This is a genomic window from Algoriphagus lutimaris (assembly GCF_017051705.1).
Classification (GTDB): Bacteria; Bacteroidota; Bacteroidia; order Cytophagales; family Cyclobacteriaceae; genus Algoriphagus; species Algoriphagus lutimaris.
The window spans coordinates 1571014-1588500 of record NZ_JAFIDJ010000001.1 but is presented as its reverse complement, the minus strand read 5'-3'; the positions used below and the strand labels follow the sequence as shown (position 1 = coordinate 1588500).

The window sequence follows — 17487 nt, the reverse complement described above, 5'->3', positions numbered from 1 at the left end:
ATTAAATATTGCTTTAGGTAAAATGGCAATAAGTTGTTTTGGAAGGTATCAAAGTAAAAAAACCGGTCTTTTAAAGACCGGTTTAACCTAAGCTTTTCCTTTAAGCATCAGATTCCAATACATAAAAGGCAGGCCGTATTTCTTCAAGAGCCACATCGAATACTGCTCTTTGGTGGTGTCAACAAATTTTGAAATTAAAGGGTCACTGTCCCGAACATTGTCATATTTAAATTCTGCAAGTACCATTTTGGAATATCCAGTTACTAAAGGGCAGGATGAATAGCCATTGTAGGCAGCTGATCCCACATGATTGGTATGGATCAATTTTATCAAATTTTCAACTAAGACAGGAGCTTGTTTTCGAATAGCAGCACCTGTTTTGGCGGTTGGTAATGCTGCTACATCGCCAAGTGAGAAGATATTCGGAAACCTAAGATGTTGCAGGGTGTTCTTATCCACATCTACCCAACCTTTATTTGGACCTTCTTGTATAGATACAATAGATTCTCTGATAAATTTTGGTGCCCCTTGAGGTGGTGCCAAATGAAGAAAATCAAATGGTATTTTGATTTCATCTTCTCCTACCAATTCCCCTCGTATAGTATTACCTTCCACTTCTTTGGAAGCATCTCCTTTGGGTTTGATATACTTAAAAGTGATTTCTTTTTTGTCTGGATCAATCCTTACAGGCGCATAAAACGGTTTGAAAATGATGTTCCGGTCATGAATTATTTGATTAAGTGTATTGGCAAAATCAGGAACTCCAAAAATGACTGTTCCCGGAGTCGCAAATATGACATTGGTTTTGTCCCTTACTCCAGAACGACGGAAATATTCCTCAGCTAAATACATAATCTTTTGAGGAGCTCCACCGCATTTGATAGGTGTGGTGGGTTGAGTAAATACAGCATTTCCTCCTTTAAATTTTTGTAACTCTTCCCAGGTGTACTCAGGGTCGGTATAATTACTACAAACAATTCCCTTTTCCATAGCTTCAGGAAGTCCGGGAAGCAACTCAGGCATCATTACTAAACCTGGGGCAACCACTAAATATTCATAGGTGATCTTTCCTGAGTCTTTAGTGGTGACAGAATTGCTATCGGGGTCTATTCCAGTAGCATAATCTTTAATCCAATCAACTCCTTTAGGAATATAATCAGCTTCGCTTCTCTCGGTATCTTTGAAATTATAAGTTCCTGCTCCTACCAAAGTCCAAGCGGGCTGATAGTAGTGTTTTTCAGAGGGCTCGATGATAGCCATCGATAAGGATTTATCCTTTATTTTAAGTTGTGCAGCCACGGTGATACCTGCAGTTCCACCTCCTATAATTAAAATCTGGTAATGGTTCATGTGTTAGCGAATTGATAATTATAAATTTAACTGAGACAAACTAAGTAAAAGGTGATTTTTATCACATTTCAAAAATTGTTTTCTATCACAAACCTTAAAACTTAGGTAGAGATTCAAGAGTTTTAACTAGTATTTTTGTGATATAATTTTTAAATTAAACATCTGTTTTTCAAGAGGTTAACTCCTGAGTGTTTATTTTTTTAAGCCTTTCTTTTTATCCCTTGAAAAATGCATTAAGTCTTACTTTTAATCCTTTTTATCATGGAAAAAGACCAGCTGGAATCACTATTGTCCAATGTTTTTGGTCATTTGAATGCAGGAAAATCTTCAGAGAAAAAACAATGGGATGAAGGAATCCCACTTTTGGCAAAATCCTTACTGATTCAGGATAGCCAAGAAATTCAAGAAGAGCCATTCAGTTTTGAGAATTCTGAACTTTTTTTTCAAGAAAGAATTCCCAAGAAAAAGATCGAGCTCATAAAGAAGGTGGCTGATAAGGCTACCATGAAAGAAAGTGAGCCGAGGTTGAAAGCATTTGTAAGGGAGGTTCCTGTCAAAAGCACTCAGATTAGGGCGAGTACACCCAAATGGGCAGCGGGTGCAAAGGTGGTCAAATCGATTGGACCCTTGAAAAGGGTAGATGGAAGGGTAGTAATAATTGATTTTTTTAGGGTAACCAAGTTGGTGGGGATTTACCAGCAAAACAGTAATCTTCCCGTACTTCTATTTAAAGCAACTTTTAAAGAATCAAAAGTTAAAAAGATCAATGCTGCACCCATTGAAGTAACAAAAACTTACGATGTCGCAGCTGGTAGTTTTTATGTCCGAGCGGATATGCTTGCTAGCAATGCGCCAAATTCACGCTATGTAGGTTTTTTGGTGAAAGACGGGAGGATTCAATTAAGTGCAGATCCAGTTTTACAAGGAGAGAAACTTATTTTGGCCGCCACAACCTCGGTTCAGGTAAGTCTGGATTTAGATCAGGCTCCGAATGCTACCAATTCAAAAAACAAACATGGAAGAGATGCATTTGAAGCGAAGATCAATACCCCTAATAAACTTAATTTTTCATTTTCAGGAGCTTCCAAAATTCAATTAAAAGAAATAAGTGATGCTCAATGCATAGTATATGGAGAGAAGGCTTCCTTTAGAAGGTCAAAGAAAGTACCTAAGTACAATTCTCAACTTTCAAGATTACTCATCCCCTTTGATTGTTCTGAGTCAGAATTTGCTCCTAAAAAGCAAAAGAGCCCCATGGCAGAATTCTCAGGAAGTGCAAGTATTGAGGAATCTTGGTGGGCTATTCCAGCACCTGAGTTAGATATCTCAGCACCTTTAGAAGTAGCAGGTTCAGGAGGGATTCTTCAACTTCTGAAGTCAGGTATAAAATTAAAATGGCAAGGGCTACAGGCTAGGAAGCTCTTTTTAGAGAATCCGTTTCTATTAGTTGATGTTGGAAGAATCGGGATCACGGATAAGTTTTCCAATGGGGAAGGAGCTTTTCAGGAAATCAATCATTGGAAAGATGATTTGAATGAACATGGAACATCAGTCTCTTTGAGCTTAAAGAAGGGAGCCCTGTTTTTATATAATTCCCTGGCCGAAGGAACTGAAATGATTGCAGGCTTGGTCAATTCTGAAATTAAAGTGGATAGACCATTACAAGTGAATGGTTTACCAGTTTCTGTTAAGACAAAAAATTCAGCTTTGATATTGGCGGGAAGCGATGCAAAGAAATTGATATACCTATTTGATGACAATATACTTTGGGACAATAAGTTGCCCTTTAGTAAAGTTCCTGATTTTAAAAGTATAGCTATTGCATTAGAAAATGCACTTTTCACGATATCTCCTGTAAATGGTGCATTGGTATTCGGAGAGTGTTCCGAGGACTGGAAAAAAATTCTTAAGAGCCAGACATTCTTAGTGTTTGGTATGTTGAGTTACATGCCTACTTTACCTGATCCTTATGTTGCCAACCTGGGATTATTTGCAAGACAATTCGGTGATAAAAGGAAGGGAATTGATGGGATTAAGAGTTGGCTGGTTTGCCAAATCAGTCAAGAACCTCTAGATGAAAAATCAGATTCTGTAGAAGTCAAGTTTCATTTTGGTCCTGCCAATACCTCTACTTCCGGTCAAGGAGATATTGCCATGGCTGCAAGCTCGGTCTCCATGAATCACGTGAAATCAGAGACTGTAGTAGGTACTTTAAAAGCCGTGAATACTGCTGCAAGTGATAATGGATTGCCTCCCTATGAAGATCAATTGGATCCCTTCATGAGGCCTTATGAAACGGAGTATTTTGCCTTACTGGATGTGAGTTCAAATGCCAACCAGTTGGGGGTAAGTATGGGACTGCCTAGAAGAGATCGAATAACCACAGGTATAGCACATTTAGTTTCTGAATCTGAAGCAACGATTTCCCAATCGGGTCAATTGATTTCTGTGGAGGGAATGGAAGTGATTGCTCCTGGAGCAATGACTCGCTTATTCATGATGCCTCAGGTGGCATGGGAACCAATTTTCAATTTAACTCCTCCTGGCAAATCCAAGCCGGGAGATCCTCCGGTTTTATTTAACTACTATCCCAACGATGGTGGTCCCACCAGAATTTTAAATAATCATTCGGAAAGGATTGCCATCTCACCAAAACCTTTGGTTGAATTTATCTTGGATAAATACCAGAAAAAGGAAGCTTCGGTGAATGCGCAGTTTACACTTTCATTCGGAATGAAAGCTTTGGCAGAATTAAGTCACACCAATGCCAAAGAGACCATCAAGCCCGAATTGGATAATGTTCGGCCGAATTTCCCTAATCAAATGGAAGGAGGGATTCAAATCCGAGCGACAGCTGGAAATTATGGTAAAAAGGATCCTGCTGAACCTAAAATGAATGACTCCCCCATGTTTGCAGGATTTACTGTTCAGTTAAATAATGTCTTGGGAATGAATGGTGTGGCTAGTGGGGCTTCTACCTTAGGTCAAAGTGTTACAGAAATTTTTAATGGTGAATTTTTTGTCAACCAAGGTAATCCCACTCAATTACTTTCCAGAGGTGTTCCGGTAAGCAAAATTGATTTTTCAGGATACGGAGCCAGTATGTTCAGTAATTGGCTGAGCCCCTCCGCTGCCATTGCTCAAACAAGCCAAGCAAGATTTGATGTGATGCTTGGGAGGACAGGGCACGAAGTAATTCAAGTTAAAAGTATCGTGTACCCTTGGGGGATTCGTGTGGTAAGAACGATCACTATTTTCCGGACAAGTTCTGGCTTTGTATTTAGAACTGATAGCGGTTGGCAACCAGAATCAGATGGGATTTTTGATTTTAGAGCGAAATACATTGACGAATCATTCCCCGGAAAATTGGAGGAAAAAGAGCGATATGAATTGCACCCCGGTACACTTAGGGGGCTTTTTAACATTTCCAATATTCAAGAAGATGGGTCGGTAGCCGATTTTGTGACTTCTAATCAAATCCAAATCGGGAAAAAATACATCAATGAAAGTGGAGATGTCATTGTCAATAGTGAAACTTCAGATGGCTTAAGCTACCTGGATCAACAAGTCAAATGCGTTGCAGTTTATTTCGATGCAGATGTGGAGATTGAGAATTTAGTTCAAGGGCATAAAAATGGAAGAACTCCCGCCAAAAAGATTTTAGGATATGTTCAATTGTCACCTCCAGGTATTCCATTGACTCCAAAACAACTTAATACCTTGTTGGGATTACAAGGAGGATTGATTGGAGGGGATGTGGATTGTGTGATGGATGTGGGGGGCACAGGTCAGTTAATGCAAATCAACCGATTTGATATTTCCCCTTCGGAAAAACCGGGCAATGAGTTTGGAAATCCAATTTTTGTCGCCTCTACGAGAGGTTCAGTCATTCTTCCCAAAGACGGTAGTTGGAGTATGGTGCAGCATGAGACAGGTACCGGAGAAGTGACTCCTTTACCTCCTCATGTTCCTATTCCTTTGATTAGAATAGGAAAATGGGTAGCAGAAAAAGTCGTGAGCAATTCGGATGTCAATAATAATCTGGTTCGATTGGCGCATCCTATGGAGATTTTAAGAGATCCGGTTGAAGCCACGTTCAATTATGGATTTTTACAAAGTACTTCCACACAAAAAGCGCTCTTTCTGACCCCTAGTTATAAGAAAGGGGTTTCCAAGTTGTTGAGTAAAACCCCTCCCATCTTTTCAGATGCTTACAAATTGATGAATGGAAGCAGTATTTTCCCAAATGTGGGAGATGCCTATTCTAATTATGGCAAGGCCATGGCTTTATTGGAAGGGGTAGATGACCAGGGTAATAAAGTCAAGGCATTTATTGAAAATGCGGCCACTGATGGAGGGAGGAAAGTGCTGGAGTTGATGGAGATTACGGCTAAAGAGGAAGCAGGAAAAATTGTTGATAAAGGATTTAAACTCTTATCAGGAGAAGCGAATCAGGCACTGAATAAAGCTTTGGCATTTGATGTCCCTAATTTTGACCCACTGTATTTGGTGAATATGGATTCTTTGAAAATCTATATTGAATACAAAGCGACACAGGGAGCTCCAGGAAATAAGCAGTATGTGGATTCCAAGTTGAATTTCGATGTAGATTCTTTTGCAAATGACTTAGCCGATACCTGGAAGAGTAAGGTAAATAACGTGGGAATGGTGGTTGACTTGGGCTCATTTGAACGATTAATTACCATCAAAGGGAATTTTGATGCTGGCAAAGGAAAAGAGACAGGGTATGCTGGAGACAAGGATAATCCTGGTCCTTTGGATGGGATCCCATTACCTGAAGTGGAATTTAGCCCAGCTTTAGAGCCTGTAATTGAATTGTTACAGATGTTGGCAGCCTTGAGTACGGGTGACTATGGAGCAGTGATGCGCAAAGGACTGCAAATAGCCATGAGTAATGCTGGTGAAATCTGGGAATATAAGTTTGAGGCTTCCAAAGAAATCCCTTTGATACGCTTCCCTCCAGAGGATTCCGTTTATAACTCACCTCAATGTCCATTGAGGTTGGAGGCAGGTTTGGCGCTTGGAGTTTATTTCAATGCGGCCTTAAAAGTAACCACAGATCCAAAGCAACTACTTCCTACAGCAGGTGGATTTATCCAGTTCAATGGTGGATTGGAAGTGATGTGTGTAACTGTCGGAGCCGCTACGATTTATGCTGTTGGTTCTGTTGAGGTCAAAATCGCTTGTGATACCAAAATAGGCCCAAGTCTCATGATGAAATTTGGTTTTGGAGCCAATATTTCTGTAGGACTTCCAGTTGTGGGGAATGTAAGCGTCACCTATATGGTAGGTTGCGAAATGTATGCAGATGCCAATGTCATTGAAGTTACTGCCTTCATGCTTTTCAAAGGGCATGCGAATCTGTTGGGCGGAGTGGTAAGTGTAACTATTTATATAGAAGCAAGTGGAACCGTCAAAAGAATTTCCAGTCCTGAAAGAACGGATTGTACTGCTTCGGTGACTTTTGGTTTGGACATAAGTATTTGCTTCATCATCAATATCAGCTTTGAAGAGACTTGGCAAGAAAGTCGACAGATAGCCTAATTTTTTATTAAAAACTTGAATTATGGAACCTAAAAGATTGATATCCTTAATGACTTTTCCTCAGCGATTTGATGGGAATACGCTGACTTTAAATATTGTCGTAGTGCCAAGGAATACAAATCCGTTTTCAACTTGGTCTACCGGCTTACCCAATCCAGCCAATGTGCCAGGGTTTGCAAACTTTCAACCTGAGTTTAGTTTGTCTATTGTCAGAGGATCAGAAGATTTCCCTTTGAGCAATGCTACAGCTCCTAGTAGAATTCCAATTGTACAAGCTGTGAATGTGATACCGGCAACAAATAAAGCCGATATAATACAGAAAGTGGCTGATGCAATGCCTTTGCCTATCACAGATAACACGGATAAATTACCTGCCCCAGTACCAGTCGAAAACAGTATTAAAAAATACTTGCCGTTTTCCTATCGAGATCGTTTCAATTTCACCCAGCCTAGACACCCCAATGCCGTGACGGATGATGGATACCATTGCGCCGTTCGGGATAAAATTCCAACTATCAATTACCAACCCAGGACGGAGTTGAGTTGGGGTAAAGTATTTGCCAACATTTTGAGACAACCTTTATTAGCGAAAGCCTGCGGGATGATTTATGAAGTACAGCTTCAAGTCCAGGCAGATTGGTTTGAAGATGGGGGATATATCTATGCGGATATAATAAATGACCCTTATGCAGTGGCCCAGGCCGGATTGCTTGAACATGCTGATGGACCTTTGATCAAGCGATATGCTGCAAAAATCCCAACATTAATGATGGGAGAAAGCCGCCCTGTATTTGCCCCAGTTTTGTTTCCTGTTTTATATAAAAAGGTATCTGACGCAAGTGAACCTGTGCCATTAGGTCCTTGGGATGAGTTGTTCATGGAGGCTCAAACTTATAATGATGGGTTTGCCAAAATCGTACATGCCAACCAACCGGTCAGTGGTAATTTATTAGAGGAAACACAAGACGAATTACCTCCTCAATCCGATTCTGGTATTCGCTTAGGGTGGGATGATGAACAGATTCTTGTTTGGTACCTGCGTCAAATGATAGAAAATCCTTCAGATCCGGGTTCTAATGAGCGGATTGATGCTCCTTTAGGAGTCATGGGATACCATATAGATGTGAGGCATGCAAGCCCCGGTAATGATTGGGAAAGTTTGAATAGCATTGAAATCAATGAATCTGAAAATATGTTTTCAGGTCAACTTGACTCAAGTTCAACGGAGCTTCCTTACCAAGTTTACCCGAATAAAATCAGTGGCCCAAACAGCGACCATTATTGGTTGCCCATGTATTATGCCCAATGGATTGGAAAAAATCTTGTAACCGAGGATCAGGATGCTTTGGAAATCTATAGAAACCATGAAGACAATGGAGGCATTCAGGATGTGGTGCAAGATAAAAAAGTAGTTCAGAATAAGACCTTGATTCCTACTCCATTGACAACTCAGCTTCGATATGGTAATACCTACGAATTCAGGATTAGAATGACTGATATTTCAGGTGGAGGACCAAATTTGGAAGATGAACCTTTAAATGCCGCACCGAGTCCTGAAACCAGCGTCTCTTTCAAGAGGTTTGTAAATCCGGCAATGTTGAGGATTGAGAAGCCGGTAGAGATCAGAAGTAATCTAAGGACTTATTTCAATGCTTTGGATGATGATGAAACGCAATTTGACCCGAATCCAAGTTTTTCGATTCAGCGACCTTTGTTAGAATATCCGGCTGTAGTCTTTACCAATAAATACCAAGGAATAGGTCAGGATCCAGTGGCACTTTTGAAAGCTTTGCCTTTCCAGGAAGATGGATTAAAACCTGCCTTGTCTGATCCTGATGTGACTCATGTGAAGATCAGGGTAGAGGTAAAGTCTCTTAGGATGGATACTCAGTTAAGTCAAAAAGGTGATGATAGCTTTATCACCTTGTATGAAACAAACAGATTTTTCCCAGGGGATTTTGATGGTACGCTCACTATTCCTATGGAATTCATTGATGTTCCTGTGTTGAATTTAGGAGAGCCCGCCAATCCTTTCTTAAGAGATGATTTGTTGATAGACGATCTCAACGCGATGGAAGGATTGGTTTTGCCAACAGGAAGACATATTAGGATTTCAATGAGAGCTGTGGCAGTCAGCGATGAAGCTCCTGAAAGTTATTTTGGCTTTATTGATGAAGATGAGGATAAAGATAGTCGCTATGGTAAAAATCAACAGTTTATGTTGTATAAAGAACCTAGCACGGAGGAAGATTTATTGCAGCCATTTGAGGCGATTGCTCCAGTGCAGGCTTTGTTTTTAAAACCCGACTCAGTTTCAACAGTAAAGGGTAATATTTATAAATCATTATTAAGGAGAAATTCAGAAGAGGAACAATCAGGAGTGGTAGAAAGATTGGCAGATGCCTTAGGGGTGAAGGCCAAAGGCTTAACCTTGGTGGCCCCTAAAGGGGAACGAATTGCATTTGGATGTAATTCAAGGATCAGACATACCCTTGCTCCCGATGGGAGTTCTATTACATTTGCTACCAAGGCAGACCTTTATAACCATTGGCTAGCGACTTTAAGTTATAAAATCAATAGAGACTGGGCCTGGGATTCCTTGGAAGATGTGGGTTTTGTGATCGAAAGGGCATATAAATACCGAAAGGATGCTGAATCCGAGACAAGAGTAAATACCTATTTAGGAGATATTGAAATCAAGCATACGGTTTCCTTTGAAGCACTGCAGGCAGATAGCTTTGATCGGGTCAATCGAAATTATACGAGAATCATTTACATTGATGCCTTAGACCCCAAAAATGAGCTCAAACAACCCAATGGTGAACTAAGATTTCCAGATGAAATATGGGCAGAATATAAAATCAAGCCCAATGTAAAATCAGGTCATCCGGAACCCTCTATCATTGAAACGGATCAGTTGACGCTTCCAACTGTTTTACCTCCAGCTCAAGTCCCAAAATTAGTCAGTGTAGGGATTGCCTTTTCACCTTATGAAAGATCGGATGATTATAGTTCTTCTGAGGCGAGGAAAAGGTATTTATGGGTTGAATTTGATCAACCTGTGGAGAATCCTGATGACACCTATTATTGTCGTGTATTGGGCAATGCTCCGGATCAACTGTTGGCCAGTAATGAAGGGGATCAGTTTGTTCCTCCGGAAGAAGCAGCCATTAGTTTGGATCCGGAATTAACCAGACAGATTATTCCTGGACAAAGTGATGATAAGGCTGGGATTGCTGCGATGCAACCCATGACAGCTGCAAATGACAGTGACCGACATTATATACTTCCTATTCCGTCCGGGATGCATGCAGAAAGTCCTGAAATGTTTGGGTTTTTCACCTATGAATTCCGGGTGGGGCATGGTCATTGGCCAGATAGAGAAGATAATCTTTGGTCTACAGCCCAAGGTAGGTTTGGAAGACCATTGAGGGTAACAGGTGTACAACATCCTGCACCGACGCTACTTTGCTCTTTGAACCGAAGCAAAAATCATTTATATGTCAGTGCACCTTATGCGAAAGCAGTGCATAATGGTAAGAATGTAACTTCAAAACCTCCAAGGACCAGTCTCTGGACATTGGTATATGCGCAAGTTTTCCAAGCTGATGGGAGGGATTTTAGAAACATTTTATTAGGTGAGATCGAGATGAAAATCGGTGTTAGAGTGAATACGGATCCGAAAGAATTGAAAAAAATAAATGACTTGACACAGCAGGTTTATTTCAAACCGACCATTGGAGATTATACCAAAGGAAGTGTCAGCATCAATCCTGATTTGATTAAAACAGGAAATTTAATTGCTTCAATAAAAGATGAGCATCCTGTGGGTACAGCAGTCGTTACCTCCCAGGATATTGCTGATAAACTCAAGCAATTAGGCTTGCCAGAAGATAGTCCCTTGAGTGTGTTGGTAGTAGAGGTCTTTGGGAATATTACCAATATCCATGATCACTTGAATCAATCTAGAAGTCAAAGGTCAGGAGAGGTGTCAGGAAGGTTTGCTGAGGGATTGAAAGCTAAAAAAGCTGCAACTAATTTAGTTTCGACCATTAGACCTTTGAGTAGGGGTTTGGGACATTTTAGGATATTGAGGACTTCACCTCTCACCAAAGTTCCTTATGTTTGCTGTCCAACCTGTTAATGGTAGGCCGGTAGACCAGAAGCTCCTGAAACGTTTTCAGGAGCTTTTTTTATTGAAAAAGGTACTTAATCAATAAAAAGTGATTTTTATCACCTATTTGCTTTCCACTACTTCTTAAATTTGATTTTTATGCATTATGAATCTAGAAGAGCTTAAATCGTACTTACCCAATTTTACCGACCCCAAACTGCTTCAGGCAATTTTGGATAAAGGTCAAATTATTCATTTGGCAGCTGGCAAAGTGCTAATGGAGCCTGGCCAGTTCGTAAAAATGGTGCCTATCGTTTTAGAAGGTTCCATTAAAATTCTTAGAATGGATGAAGAAGGGAAAGAGCTGTTTTTGTATTATTTGGATGCCGGTGAAACCTGTGCCTTGTCTTTGACCTGTTGCCTTGCTTCCAAACCAAGTGAGATAAGAGCAATAGTAGAAGAGGATACCACGTTGGTTGGAATTCCGATTGCAGTACATGAACAATGGACGGATGAATTCAGGCAATGGAAAGACTTTGTCTCCAATACCTACCAAAGTAGATTTCAGGAAATGCTGGTTGCTTTAGACGCCGTTGCCTTCAAACGAATGGATGAACGCTTGATGCGATATATTGTAACTAAAATGAAACAACATAAAGCCAATGAACTTCATACCACGCATCAAGAAATCGCCAATGAATTGGGAACCTCCCGTGAAGTAATTTCGAGATTATTAAAGCAATTGGAGAAGAAAAAGTGGATTGAACTGGGTAGGAATGTGATCTATATCCGTGATGATTTTGAAGAGTTGATTAGTAAATAATCAAGTCATGATTAGGAGGGGAACGTGTGTATGATAGGCCATTTGTAAAGATTTACTCTTTGTAAGGATTTGCTCCCAAAGGTTTTTATGATGATGGCACATGACAAGAATGGTGTCATCATTTTTAGCCAGGTATTGTTCCAGACCATTAATCAAATCTTCCGAATAAAAAGTATGAAGTTTTACAGGAATCTCTGAATGTTTTTTCTGTACAAAAGCCTCTAAGCCCAGCGCGCAAAGCTCTTCTTTAAAATTCTTCTTTAATTGAATGTGAAGAAATTCTAATTGTAAATTCCAGTTCTTACTTAACGAGATTACCCTTTCTATAAAAGGCTCTTCATGTTCGGCAAATTCCAATGCAAGAGTTACTTTTTCAATGTGATCGATTTTAGTTTCGCTTGGTACTAAAAGTACCGGACAAACTGAATTCTTTACTACCTCTACCGAGGTGCTTCCAAATAATTTCTGTTCAATTCCACTTGCTCCGTGCGTTCCTAAAACTATTAAATCGGCTTTAATTTCTTCGGCCGTTCTTGCTGTCATGATCGAAACCGTACCCTCTTGGATGAGGTAATCCATTTTAACTCCTTCATTTTTATTTTTTTCAATAAGCCCTTTTATGTATTTTTCAGCATCTCTATGCATTCCATCTATTACAATAGCTGCTTGAGCCGCAAAATCATAAATTGCCTCGATGACATGAAGAATGGTAATCGTAGCATTCTTCTTTTTTGCAAGAACAATCGCGAAGTCAAAGGTTTTTTTTGAATTTTCGGAAAAATCTAAAGGCAGTAAAATTCTCATAGTAACCTGTTTTTTTTATAATTTACAAAAAATGGTTCTTCGGGATATCATTCGATTTGTTTTCTTTTTTAAATTCTTTGTAGATTCTAATTCTACCATCAGGCATGGTTCTTTGAACTTATTTTTATTTTACAATCAAGTGTAACATTTGTCACTACTTCCCGCTTCAAGTGAACGTACTTTTGTGGTGTTAATTCTGAATAAAAAATTATGGATTTAGTAAATATTATAGGATTTGCATCTGCAGTAGTCATCGGAGTCTCACTAGGACTAATTGGTGGAGGAGGGTCTATATTGACAGTTCCTGTACTTGTATACATCTTAGGCGTCGAGCCAGTGTTGGCAACTGCCTATTCGCTATTTGTGGTAGGTAGTACTTCTTTAGTAGGATCCTTTACTTATATGAAGAAGAATTTGGTGGATTATAAGACCGCTTTGGTTTTTGCGATCCCTTCATTTATCGCAGTCTTTTTAACAAGAAAATTCCTGGTTCCTGCTTTGCCAGACCCCTTATTTACTATTGGAGGGTTTGAATTGGCAAAAAGCGTTGGGATTATGGTATTTTTCTCGATTATCATGTTGGCAGCCTCCTATTCAATGATCAAGGATAAAAAGGCAAATAAAGAAGAAGGAAATGGAGAGGTGAAGTTTAACTTCCCCATGATCGCATTAGAAGGGTCTGTAGTTGGACTTGTGACAGGTATAGTTGGAGCTGGTGGAGGATTCTTGATCATTCCTGCCTTGGTGATACTAGCAAAACTACCAATGAAAATGGCTGTAGGTACTTCTTTATTGATTATATCTGCTAAATCTCTCATAGGATTTCTTGGAGACTTGGCAAACCAAACAATTGATTGGAAGATGTTGATCATTTTTACAGGTTTATCAATCGTAGGGATTTTTATTGGAAGTTCCTTGTCCAAAAAGATAAATGAAAAAGTACTGAAAAAGGGATTTGGATGGTTTGTGCTTGGTATGGGTATTTATATTATTTCGAAAGAACTGATTTTCGTATAGTCTAGTTTTATTTGATTTTTGATGCTGAAAGTTAAGTTGTTTTGAAAGACATTAGTCCCAAATTAAATCTTATGTATAATTCTCCCAGTCCTTTGTCCAAGAAATATAGAGAAATTGCTTCCGGTGAATTTCAAGATTTGGCAATAATGTCTCATACAATGGTAATGGACGTAAGATCAGCTGGTGAATTTGAAGGAGGAAAAATTAGAGGGGCTTTTAATCTTGATGTATCCTCAAGTAATTTTATGAATCTAATTCAAAATCTATCAAAGGATAAAACTTATTTGATTTACTGTAGAAGTGGAAATAGAAGTGGAATGGCTTGTGCAATCATGAATGAAATGGGTTTTAAGGAGGTGATTAATCTTAAACAGGGATTATTATTATGGCCATTTGAATTGGTCTAACTTATCAAAGTTAAGTGTTGTAAAAAGAGTCTAAAAGGCTCTTTTTTTGTTTTTGGCTTAATAAAATTTGGAGTAAATGAATGTTTAAAAATGTGATGGGACTTAACTTCTAAAAGGGAAGGAGGCTAATTCATTGATAGGTAGAAATTTATAGTCTAACTATTGCGGACTTTTTATACTTCGAATTTCTTATCCTTTGTAAACTAAAATATAAAATGTGAGCCAGATTATTAGGGGAAAGTAATAGGAAATAAGCACTACAATTGAGCTTTCTCCAAGCCCTCTATTACTGATCATATGAAATCCATAAAGCCAAAGAATCCCATAAAAGATTTCAAAAATATTGACTGTTCCCAAAGCATAGTGGTATTGAGCAGCTACATTTTCAGGCCCAAATAAGGATAAAAGTGAAAATGGACGGTACTCATCAATTTCTTGAAAAGTAACAGAAGAGGAGGGGTTAAGGAAAACAAGAAGCCTAATCAGTTCTGGAAAAAGAAAAATTACTTCAGCGACTAAAGCAAATTTCCATAATTCTTTATAGGGTACTTTGTATCCTAAGAAAAAAGCTCCAAGCCAGAATAAAAAAGAAATTGCTGTGAACTTCCAAAGAAGAGCAAACGGTGTCCAAATGTAATTAAGAGCGTTGAAAATATGGAAAATCATAAAATCTCCACGGCCTTCCAACGCATCGTAATCTGGGATTGATTCCAGGATTAAGGTATTGGTTAAATATCTAATGGATAAGAATAAAATAACCAAAATGAAAAAATATATTCTTTTGTCGAAATCTATTATCTCTTTAAGACGTTGTGCTTCTATGGAAAGTGGTTTTGCCATTTTTTGATGATTCTCATTCAAATCTAAAAGATTGTTTGGGATTCCATCTAATTTTGCAATGTCATTCGTTGAAACATGTTTAAAAAAATCATAGCCCTTATTTTGTTTTCAGTATTGCTATTTAGCAAAGTAAATGCCTTTAGCCAGTCTACCTTAGTGGATACATTCAAGGTAGAACAGTCTCGGTATTTGTTGCTTGATAAAGGTTTGCAGTTTAGAATAACCAAATCAATCAATAGCATGTATGATTTCAATTTTCCTGTAGCTGAACGTGATTTTGCTGTTTTGGCTTATCAATATCCGGATCATCCTCTGCCTGATTTTTTGATGGCACTTGGCTATTGGTGGAGAATAGAAGTAGATGTTACCAATGAGAAATACGACGATATCTTCATACAGTATTTAGATCGCGCAATTGAGAAGGCTGAAGCTATTTATGATGAAGATGAAACAAATAAAGAAGCTGCTTTTTTTTTAGCAGCAGGCTACGGCTTCCAGAGTAGACTCTATTCTGAAAGAAAGAAGTGGACCAAAGCGGCTTGGGGAGGAAAGAATGCCTTGAAATACATGGAATTGAGCAGAGGAGAGGAGGAGTTCAACCCAGAGTTGCTGTTGGGAGACGCACTTTTTAATTATTTCTCAGTATGGATTCCAGAGAATTATCCATTGCTTAGACCTGTAATGGCCTTATTTCCAAAAGGAAGTAAAGAATTGGGGCTTCAACAATTAGAGCAGGTTGCTACTAATGCATTTTATACCAGAGTGGAGGCACAATATTTTTTATTTAGACTGTATGCTTCCGAGGAGAAGAAACCTTATGAGGCATTACGTATTTCAGAATACTTACATTCTAAATTTCCAAATAACCCTTATTTCCATCGTTCCTATGCCAGGCATTTATATACAGTTGGGCGTTGGATTGAATCCCTAGACCAATCCCTAGAAATCCTAGACAGAATTGCTGCCAAGCAAGTGGGGTATGAGGCAAACTCAGGGAGGTATGCATCTTTTTATGCAGCAGAATACTACAAAAGGATTGGAGACATGGCTGAAGCAAAGAAATATTACTTACAAACCATCTCCTATGGAGAGGAATCTGAGTCACAAGAAAGTGGGTATTATTTGCATGCCTTAGTTCAACTAGGGAAAATGGAGACAGCGGCAGGAAACAAATCTTTAGCTAAAAAATACTTTAAAGAAGTTAAGCGTTATGCAAAGCGAAAACACCCCGCTCATCAGGAAGCTAGGGATTTTATAAAAAAGAATAAACTTTAAATTAAATTCTCTCGTAATGTTGTGTGTGATACAGGAGATAATTTGAATTTTTTTGAGAGACTGAGGGATTTTGAAAGGATTCTTTGCTTAAACCCACTGATTTCTTAATAAAATTTCGAATAGTGGAATTAAATTATCATAAATCACTTTAAAATTTTAAGCAAATATTATAATTTTGCACAACAGAAAATTTTGTAAAACCAGAGATCATGGATAATAGCGTAAGAATAAAATTTGATAAAATTGATAGAAGAATTTTAGAAATACTTCAGGGTAATGCTAAAATTACAAATGCTCAACTATCAAAAGATATAGGTCTTTCGCCTGCGCCAACTTTGGAGCGAGTGAAAAAGTTAGAGCAGTCTGGGATAATCAAAAGCTATCACGCTAAACTTGATCCAGAAAAAATTGGCTTAGGAGTTAGTACGTTCGTTCTTGTTAGTTTGATTGGGCACAACAAAGGAAATATTGATGCTTTCATGAGAGAGATTAATGGTATTCCTGAAGTGATTGAGTGTCATCATATTACCGGTACTGGAGACTTTATTTTAAAAATTATTTCTAAAGACATCACTGCATATCAAAAATTGATGCTTGAGAAAGTTTCTGAGATCAAGGAAGTAGATTCCATGCAGTCTATGGTGATTTTATCTACCTTCAAAGATTCTAAAGTATTGCCAATCCCGGCTTAATTAAATTAAAATGGAAAATTTTGGGGTGGCTTTAGTCACCCTTTTTTTTTGAATACCATGGAAGGAAACCCTTGGAAAACTAAAGAAATCAAGGAGATTTATCAGAATCCCTGGATTAAGGTTGAAGAGCATGATGTAATCAACCCCGCAGGAAATTTGGGGATCTACGGAAAAGTGCAGTTTAAAAACAAAGCCCTTGGGATTATTCCTTTGGATACGGATGGTTATACCTGGATTGTGGGTCAATATCGATATCCTTTAGATGAATATTCTTGGGAAATCCCTATGGGAGGGGGGCCGATTGGGGTTGATATTTTGGAAAGTGCCAAACGGGAGTTAAAGGAGGAAACAGGGCTTACTGCGAAAAAATGGACAGAAGTGATGCGAATCCATACTTCTAATTCTGTGACTGATGAGGAAGGTTTTGTTTTTTTAGCAGAAGATCTGACAGAAGGTTTGACAGCATTTGAAGAAACAGAAGTCTTAAAGATTAAAAAATTACCATTTAAGGATTTGTTAGGCATGGTAATGAATGGTGAAATTACCGATGGGATCAGTATTGCAGGAATTCTTAAAGTTGCCCGAATTCTGGGTTTATAG

At 38.7% G+C, this 17487-nt stretch carries 11 protein-coding genes; 8 read left to right on the top strand and 3 right to left on the bottom strand.

Annotated elements, in window-relative coordinates; genetic code table 11:
• Nucleotides 1–87 precede the first annotated feature (87 nt).
• Nucleotides 88–1350 carry an NAD(P)/FAD-dependent oxidoreductase gene (locus JYB62_RS06470; RefSeq protein WP_205644599.1) on the bottom strand — a complete coding sequence of 421 codons (1263 nt, stop codon included), beginning with the start codon at nt 1348–1350 and terminating at the stop codon, nt 88–90.
• A gap of 261 nt (nt 1351–1611) precedes the next feature.
• On the opposite strand from JYB62_RS06470, the gene JYB62_RS06465 reads away from it, so the two are divergent.
• The 3 genes from JYB62_RS06465 to JYB62_RS06455 all read left to right on the top strand — a co-directional run bounded on the left by JYB62_RS06465 (nt 1612) and on the right by JYB62_RS06455 (nt 11852).
• The gene (locus tag JYB62_RS06465) at nt 1612–6915 is read left to right on the top strand and encodes a hypothetical protein (protein ID WP_205644598.1); all 5304 of its coding nucleotides are present in this window, start codon (nt 1612–1614) and stop codon (nt 6913–6915) included.
• A 22-nt stretch (nt 6916–6937) separates the two neighbouring features.
• Nucleotides 6938–11059, top strand: coding sequence for a hypothetical protein (locus tag JYB62_RS06460; RefSeq protein WP_205644597.1), 4122 nt, complete (start codon nt 6938–6940; stop codon nt 11057–11059).
• 136 nt (nt 11060–11195) lie between these two features.
• Nucleotides 11196–11852 carry a Crp/Fnr family transcriptional regulator gene (locus JYB62_RS06455; protein WP_205644596.1) on the top strand — a complete coding sequence of 219 codons (657 nt, stop codon included), beginning with the start codon at nt 11196–11198 and terminating at the stop codon, nt 11850–11852.
• On the opposite strand, the gene JYB62_RS06450 is transcribed toward JYB62_RS06455, so the two are convergent.
• Nucleotides 11853–12656, bottom strand: coding sequence for a universal stress protein (locus tag JYB62_RS06450; RefSeq protein WP_205644595.1), 804 nt, complete (start codon nt 12654–12656; stop codon nt 11853–11855).
• A gap of 210 nt (nt 12657–12866) precedes the next feature.
• On the opposite strand from JYB62_RS06450, the gene JYB62_RS06445 reads away from it, so the two are divergent.
• The gene (locus JYB62_RS06445) at nt 12867–13673 is read left to right on the top strand and encodes a sulfite exporter TauE/SafE family protein (protein WP_205644594.1); all 807 of its coding nucleotides are present in this window, start codon (nt 12867–12869) and stop codon (nt 13671–13673) included.
• 71 nt (nt 13674–13744) lie between these two features.
• Complete coding sequence (locus tag JYB62_RS06440; protein ID WP_205644593.1) at nt 13745–14080, top strand: rhodanese-like domain-containing protein; 336 nt, start codon at nt 13745–13747, stop codon at nt 14078–14080.
• Nucleotides 14081–14269: 189 nt separating this feature from the next.
• Here JYB62_RS06440 and JYB62_RS06435 read toward each other — a convergent pair whose 3' ends face one another.
• Nucleotides 14270–14920: a sulfate ABC transporter permease gene (locus JYB62_RS06435; protein ID WP_205644592.1), complete on the bottom strand. Its 651-nt coding sequence runs from the start codon at nt 14918–14920 to the stop codon at nt 14270–14272.
• A 75-nt stretch (nt 14921–14995) separates the two neighbouring features.
• On the opposite strand from JYB62_RS06435, the gene JYB62_RS06430 reads away from it, so the two are divergent.
• The 3 genes from JYB62_RS06430 to JYB62_RS06420 all read left to right on the top strand — a co-directional run bounded on the left by JYB62_RS06430 (nt 14996) and on the right by JYB62_RS06420 (nt 17487).
• Nucleotides 14996–16195: a tetratricopeptide repeat protein gene (locus JYB62_RS06430; protein ID WP_205644591.1), complete on the top strand. Its 1200-nt coding sequence runs from the start codon at nt 14996–14998 to the stop codon at nt 16193–16195.
• 209 nt (nt 16196–16404) lie between these two features.
• Nucleotides 16405–16887, top strand: a complete 483-nt coding sequence (locus JYB62_RS06425; RefSeq protein ID WP_074223680.1) for an Lrp/AsnC family transcriptional regulator — start codon at nt 16405–16407, stop codon at nt 16885–16887.
• Between the two features lie 57 nt (nt 16888–16944).
• A complete protein-coding gene (locus tag JYB62_RS06420) occupies nt 16945–17487 on the top strand; it encodes an NUDIX domain-containing protein (protein ID WP_205644590.1) in 543 nt (180 codons plus the stop codon).

Bases quoted from the DNA above. Each gene is read 5' to 3' on its own strand.
- JYB62_RS06470 (WP_205644599.1), bottom strand. From the start codon at position 1,350: ATGAACCATTACCAGATTTTAATTATAGGAGGTGGAACTGCAGGTATC.
- JYB62_RS06465 (WP_205644598.1), top strand. From the start codon at position 1,612: ATGGAAAAAGACCAGCTGGAATCACTATTGTCCAATGTTTTTGGTCAT.
- JYB62_RS06460 (WP_205644597.1), top strand. From the start codon at position 6,938: ATGGAACCTAAAAGATTGATATCCTTAATGACTTTTCCTCAGCGATTT.
- JYB62_RS06455 (WP_205644596.1), top strand. From the start codon at position 11,196: ATGAATCTAGAAGAGCTTAAATCGTACTTACCCAATTTTACCGACCCC.
- JYB62_RS06450 (WP_205644595.1), bottom strand. From the start codon at position 12,656: ATGAGAATTTTACTGCCTTTAGATTTTTCCGAAAATTCAAAAAAAACC.
- JYB62_RS06445 (WP_205644594.1), top strand. From the start codon at position 12,867: ATGGATTTAGTAAATATTATAGGATTTGCATCTGCAGTAGTCATCGGA.
- JYB62_RS06440 (WP_205644593.1), top strand. From the start codon at position 13,745: ATGTATAATTCTCCCAGTCCTTTGTCCAAGAAATATAGAGAAATTGCT.
- JYB62_RS06435 (WP_205644592.1), bottom strand. From the start codon at position 14,920: ATGGCAAAACCACTTTCCATAGAAGCACAACGTCTTAAAGAGATAATA.
- JYB62_RS06430 (WP_205644591.1), top strand. From the start codon at position 14,996: ATGTTTAAAAAAATCATAGCCCTTATTTTGTTTTCAGTATTGCTATTT.
- JYB62_RS06425 (WP_074223680.1), top strand. From the start codon at position 16,405: ATGGATAATAGCGTAAGAATAAAATTTGATAAAATTGATAGAAGAATT.
- JYB62_RS06420 (WP_205644590.1), top strand. From the start codon at position 16,945: ATGGAAGGAAACCCTTGGAAAACTAAAGAAATCAAGGAGATTTATCAG.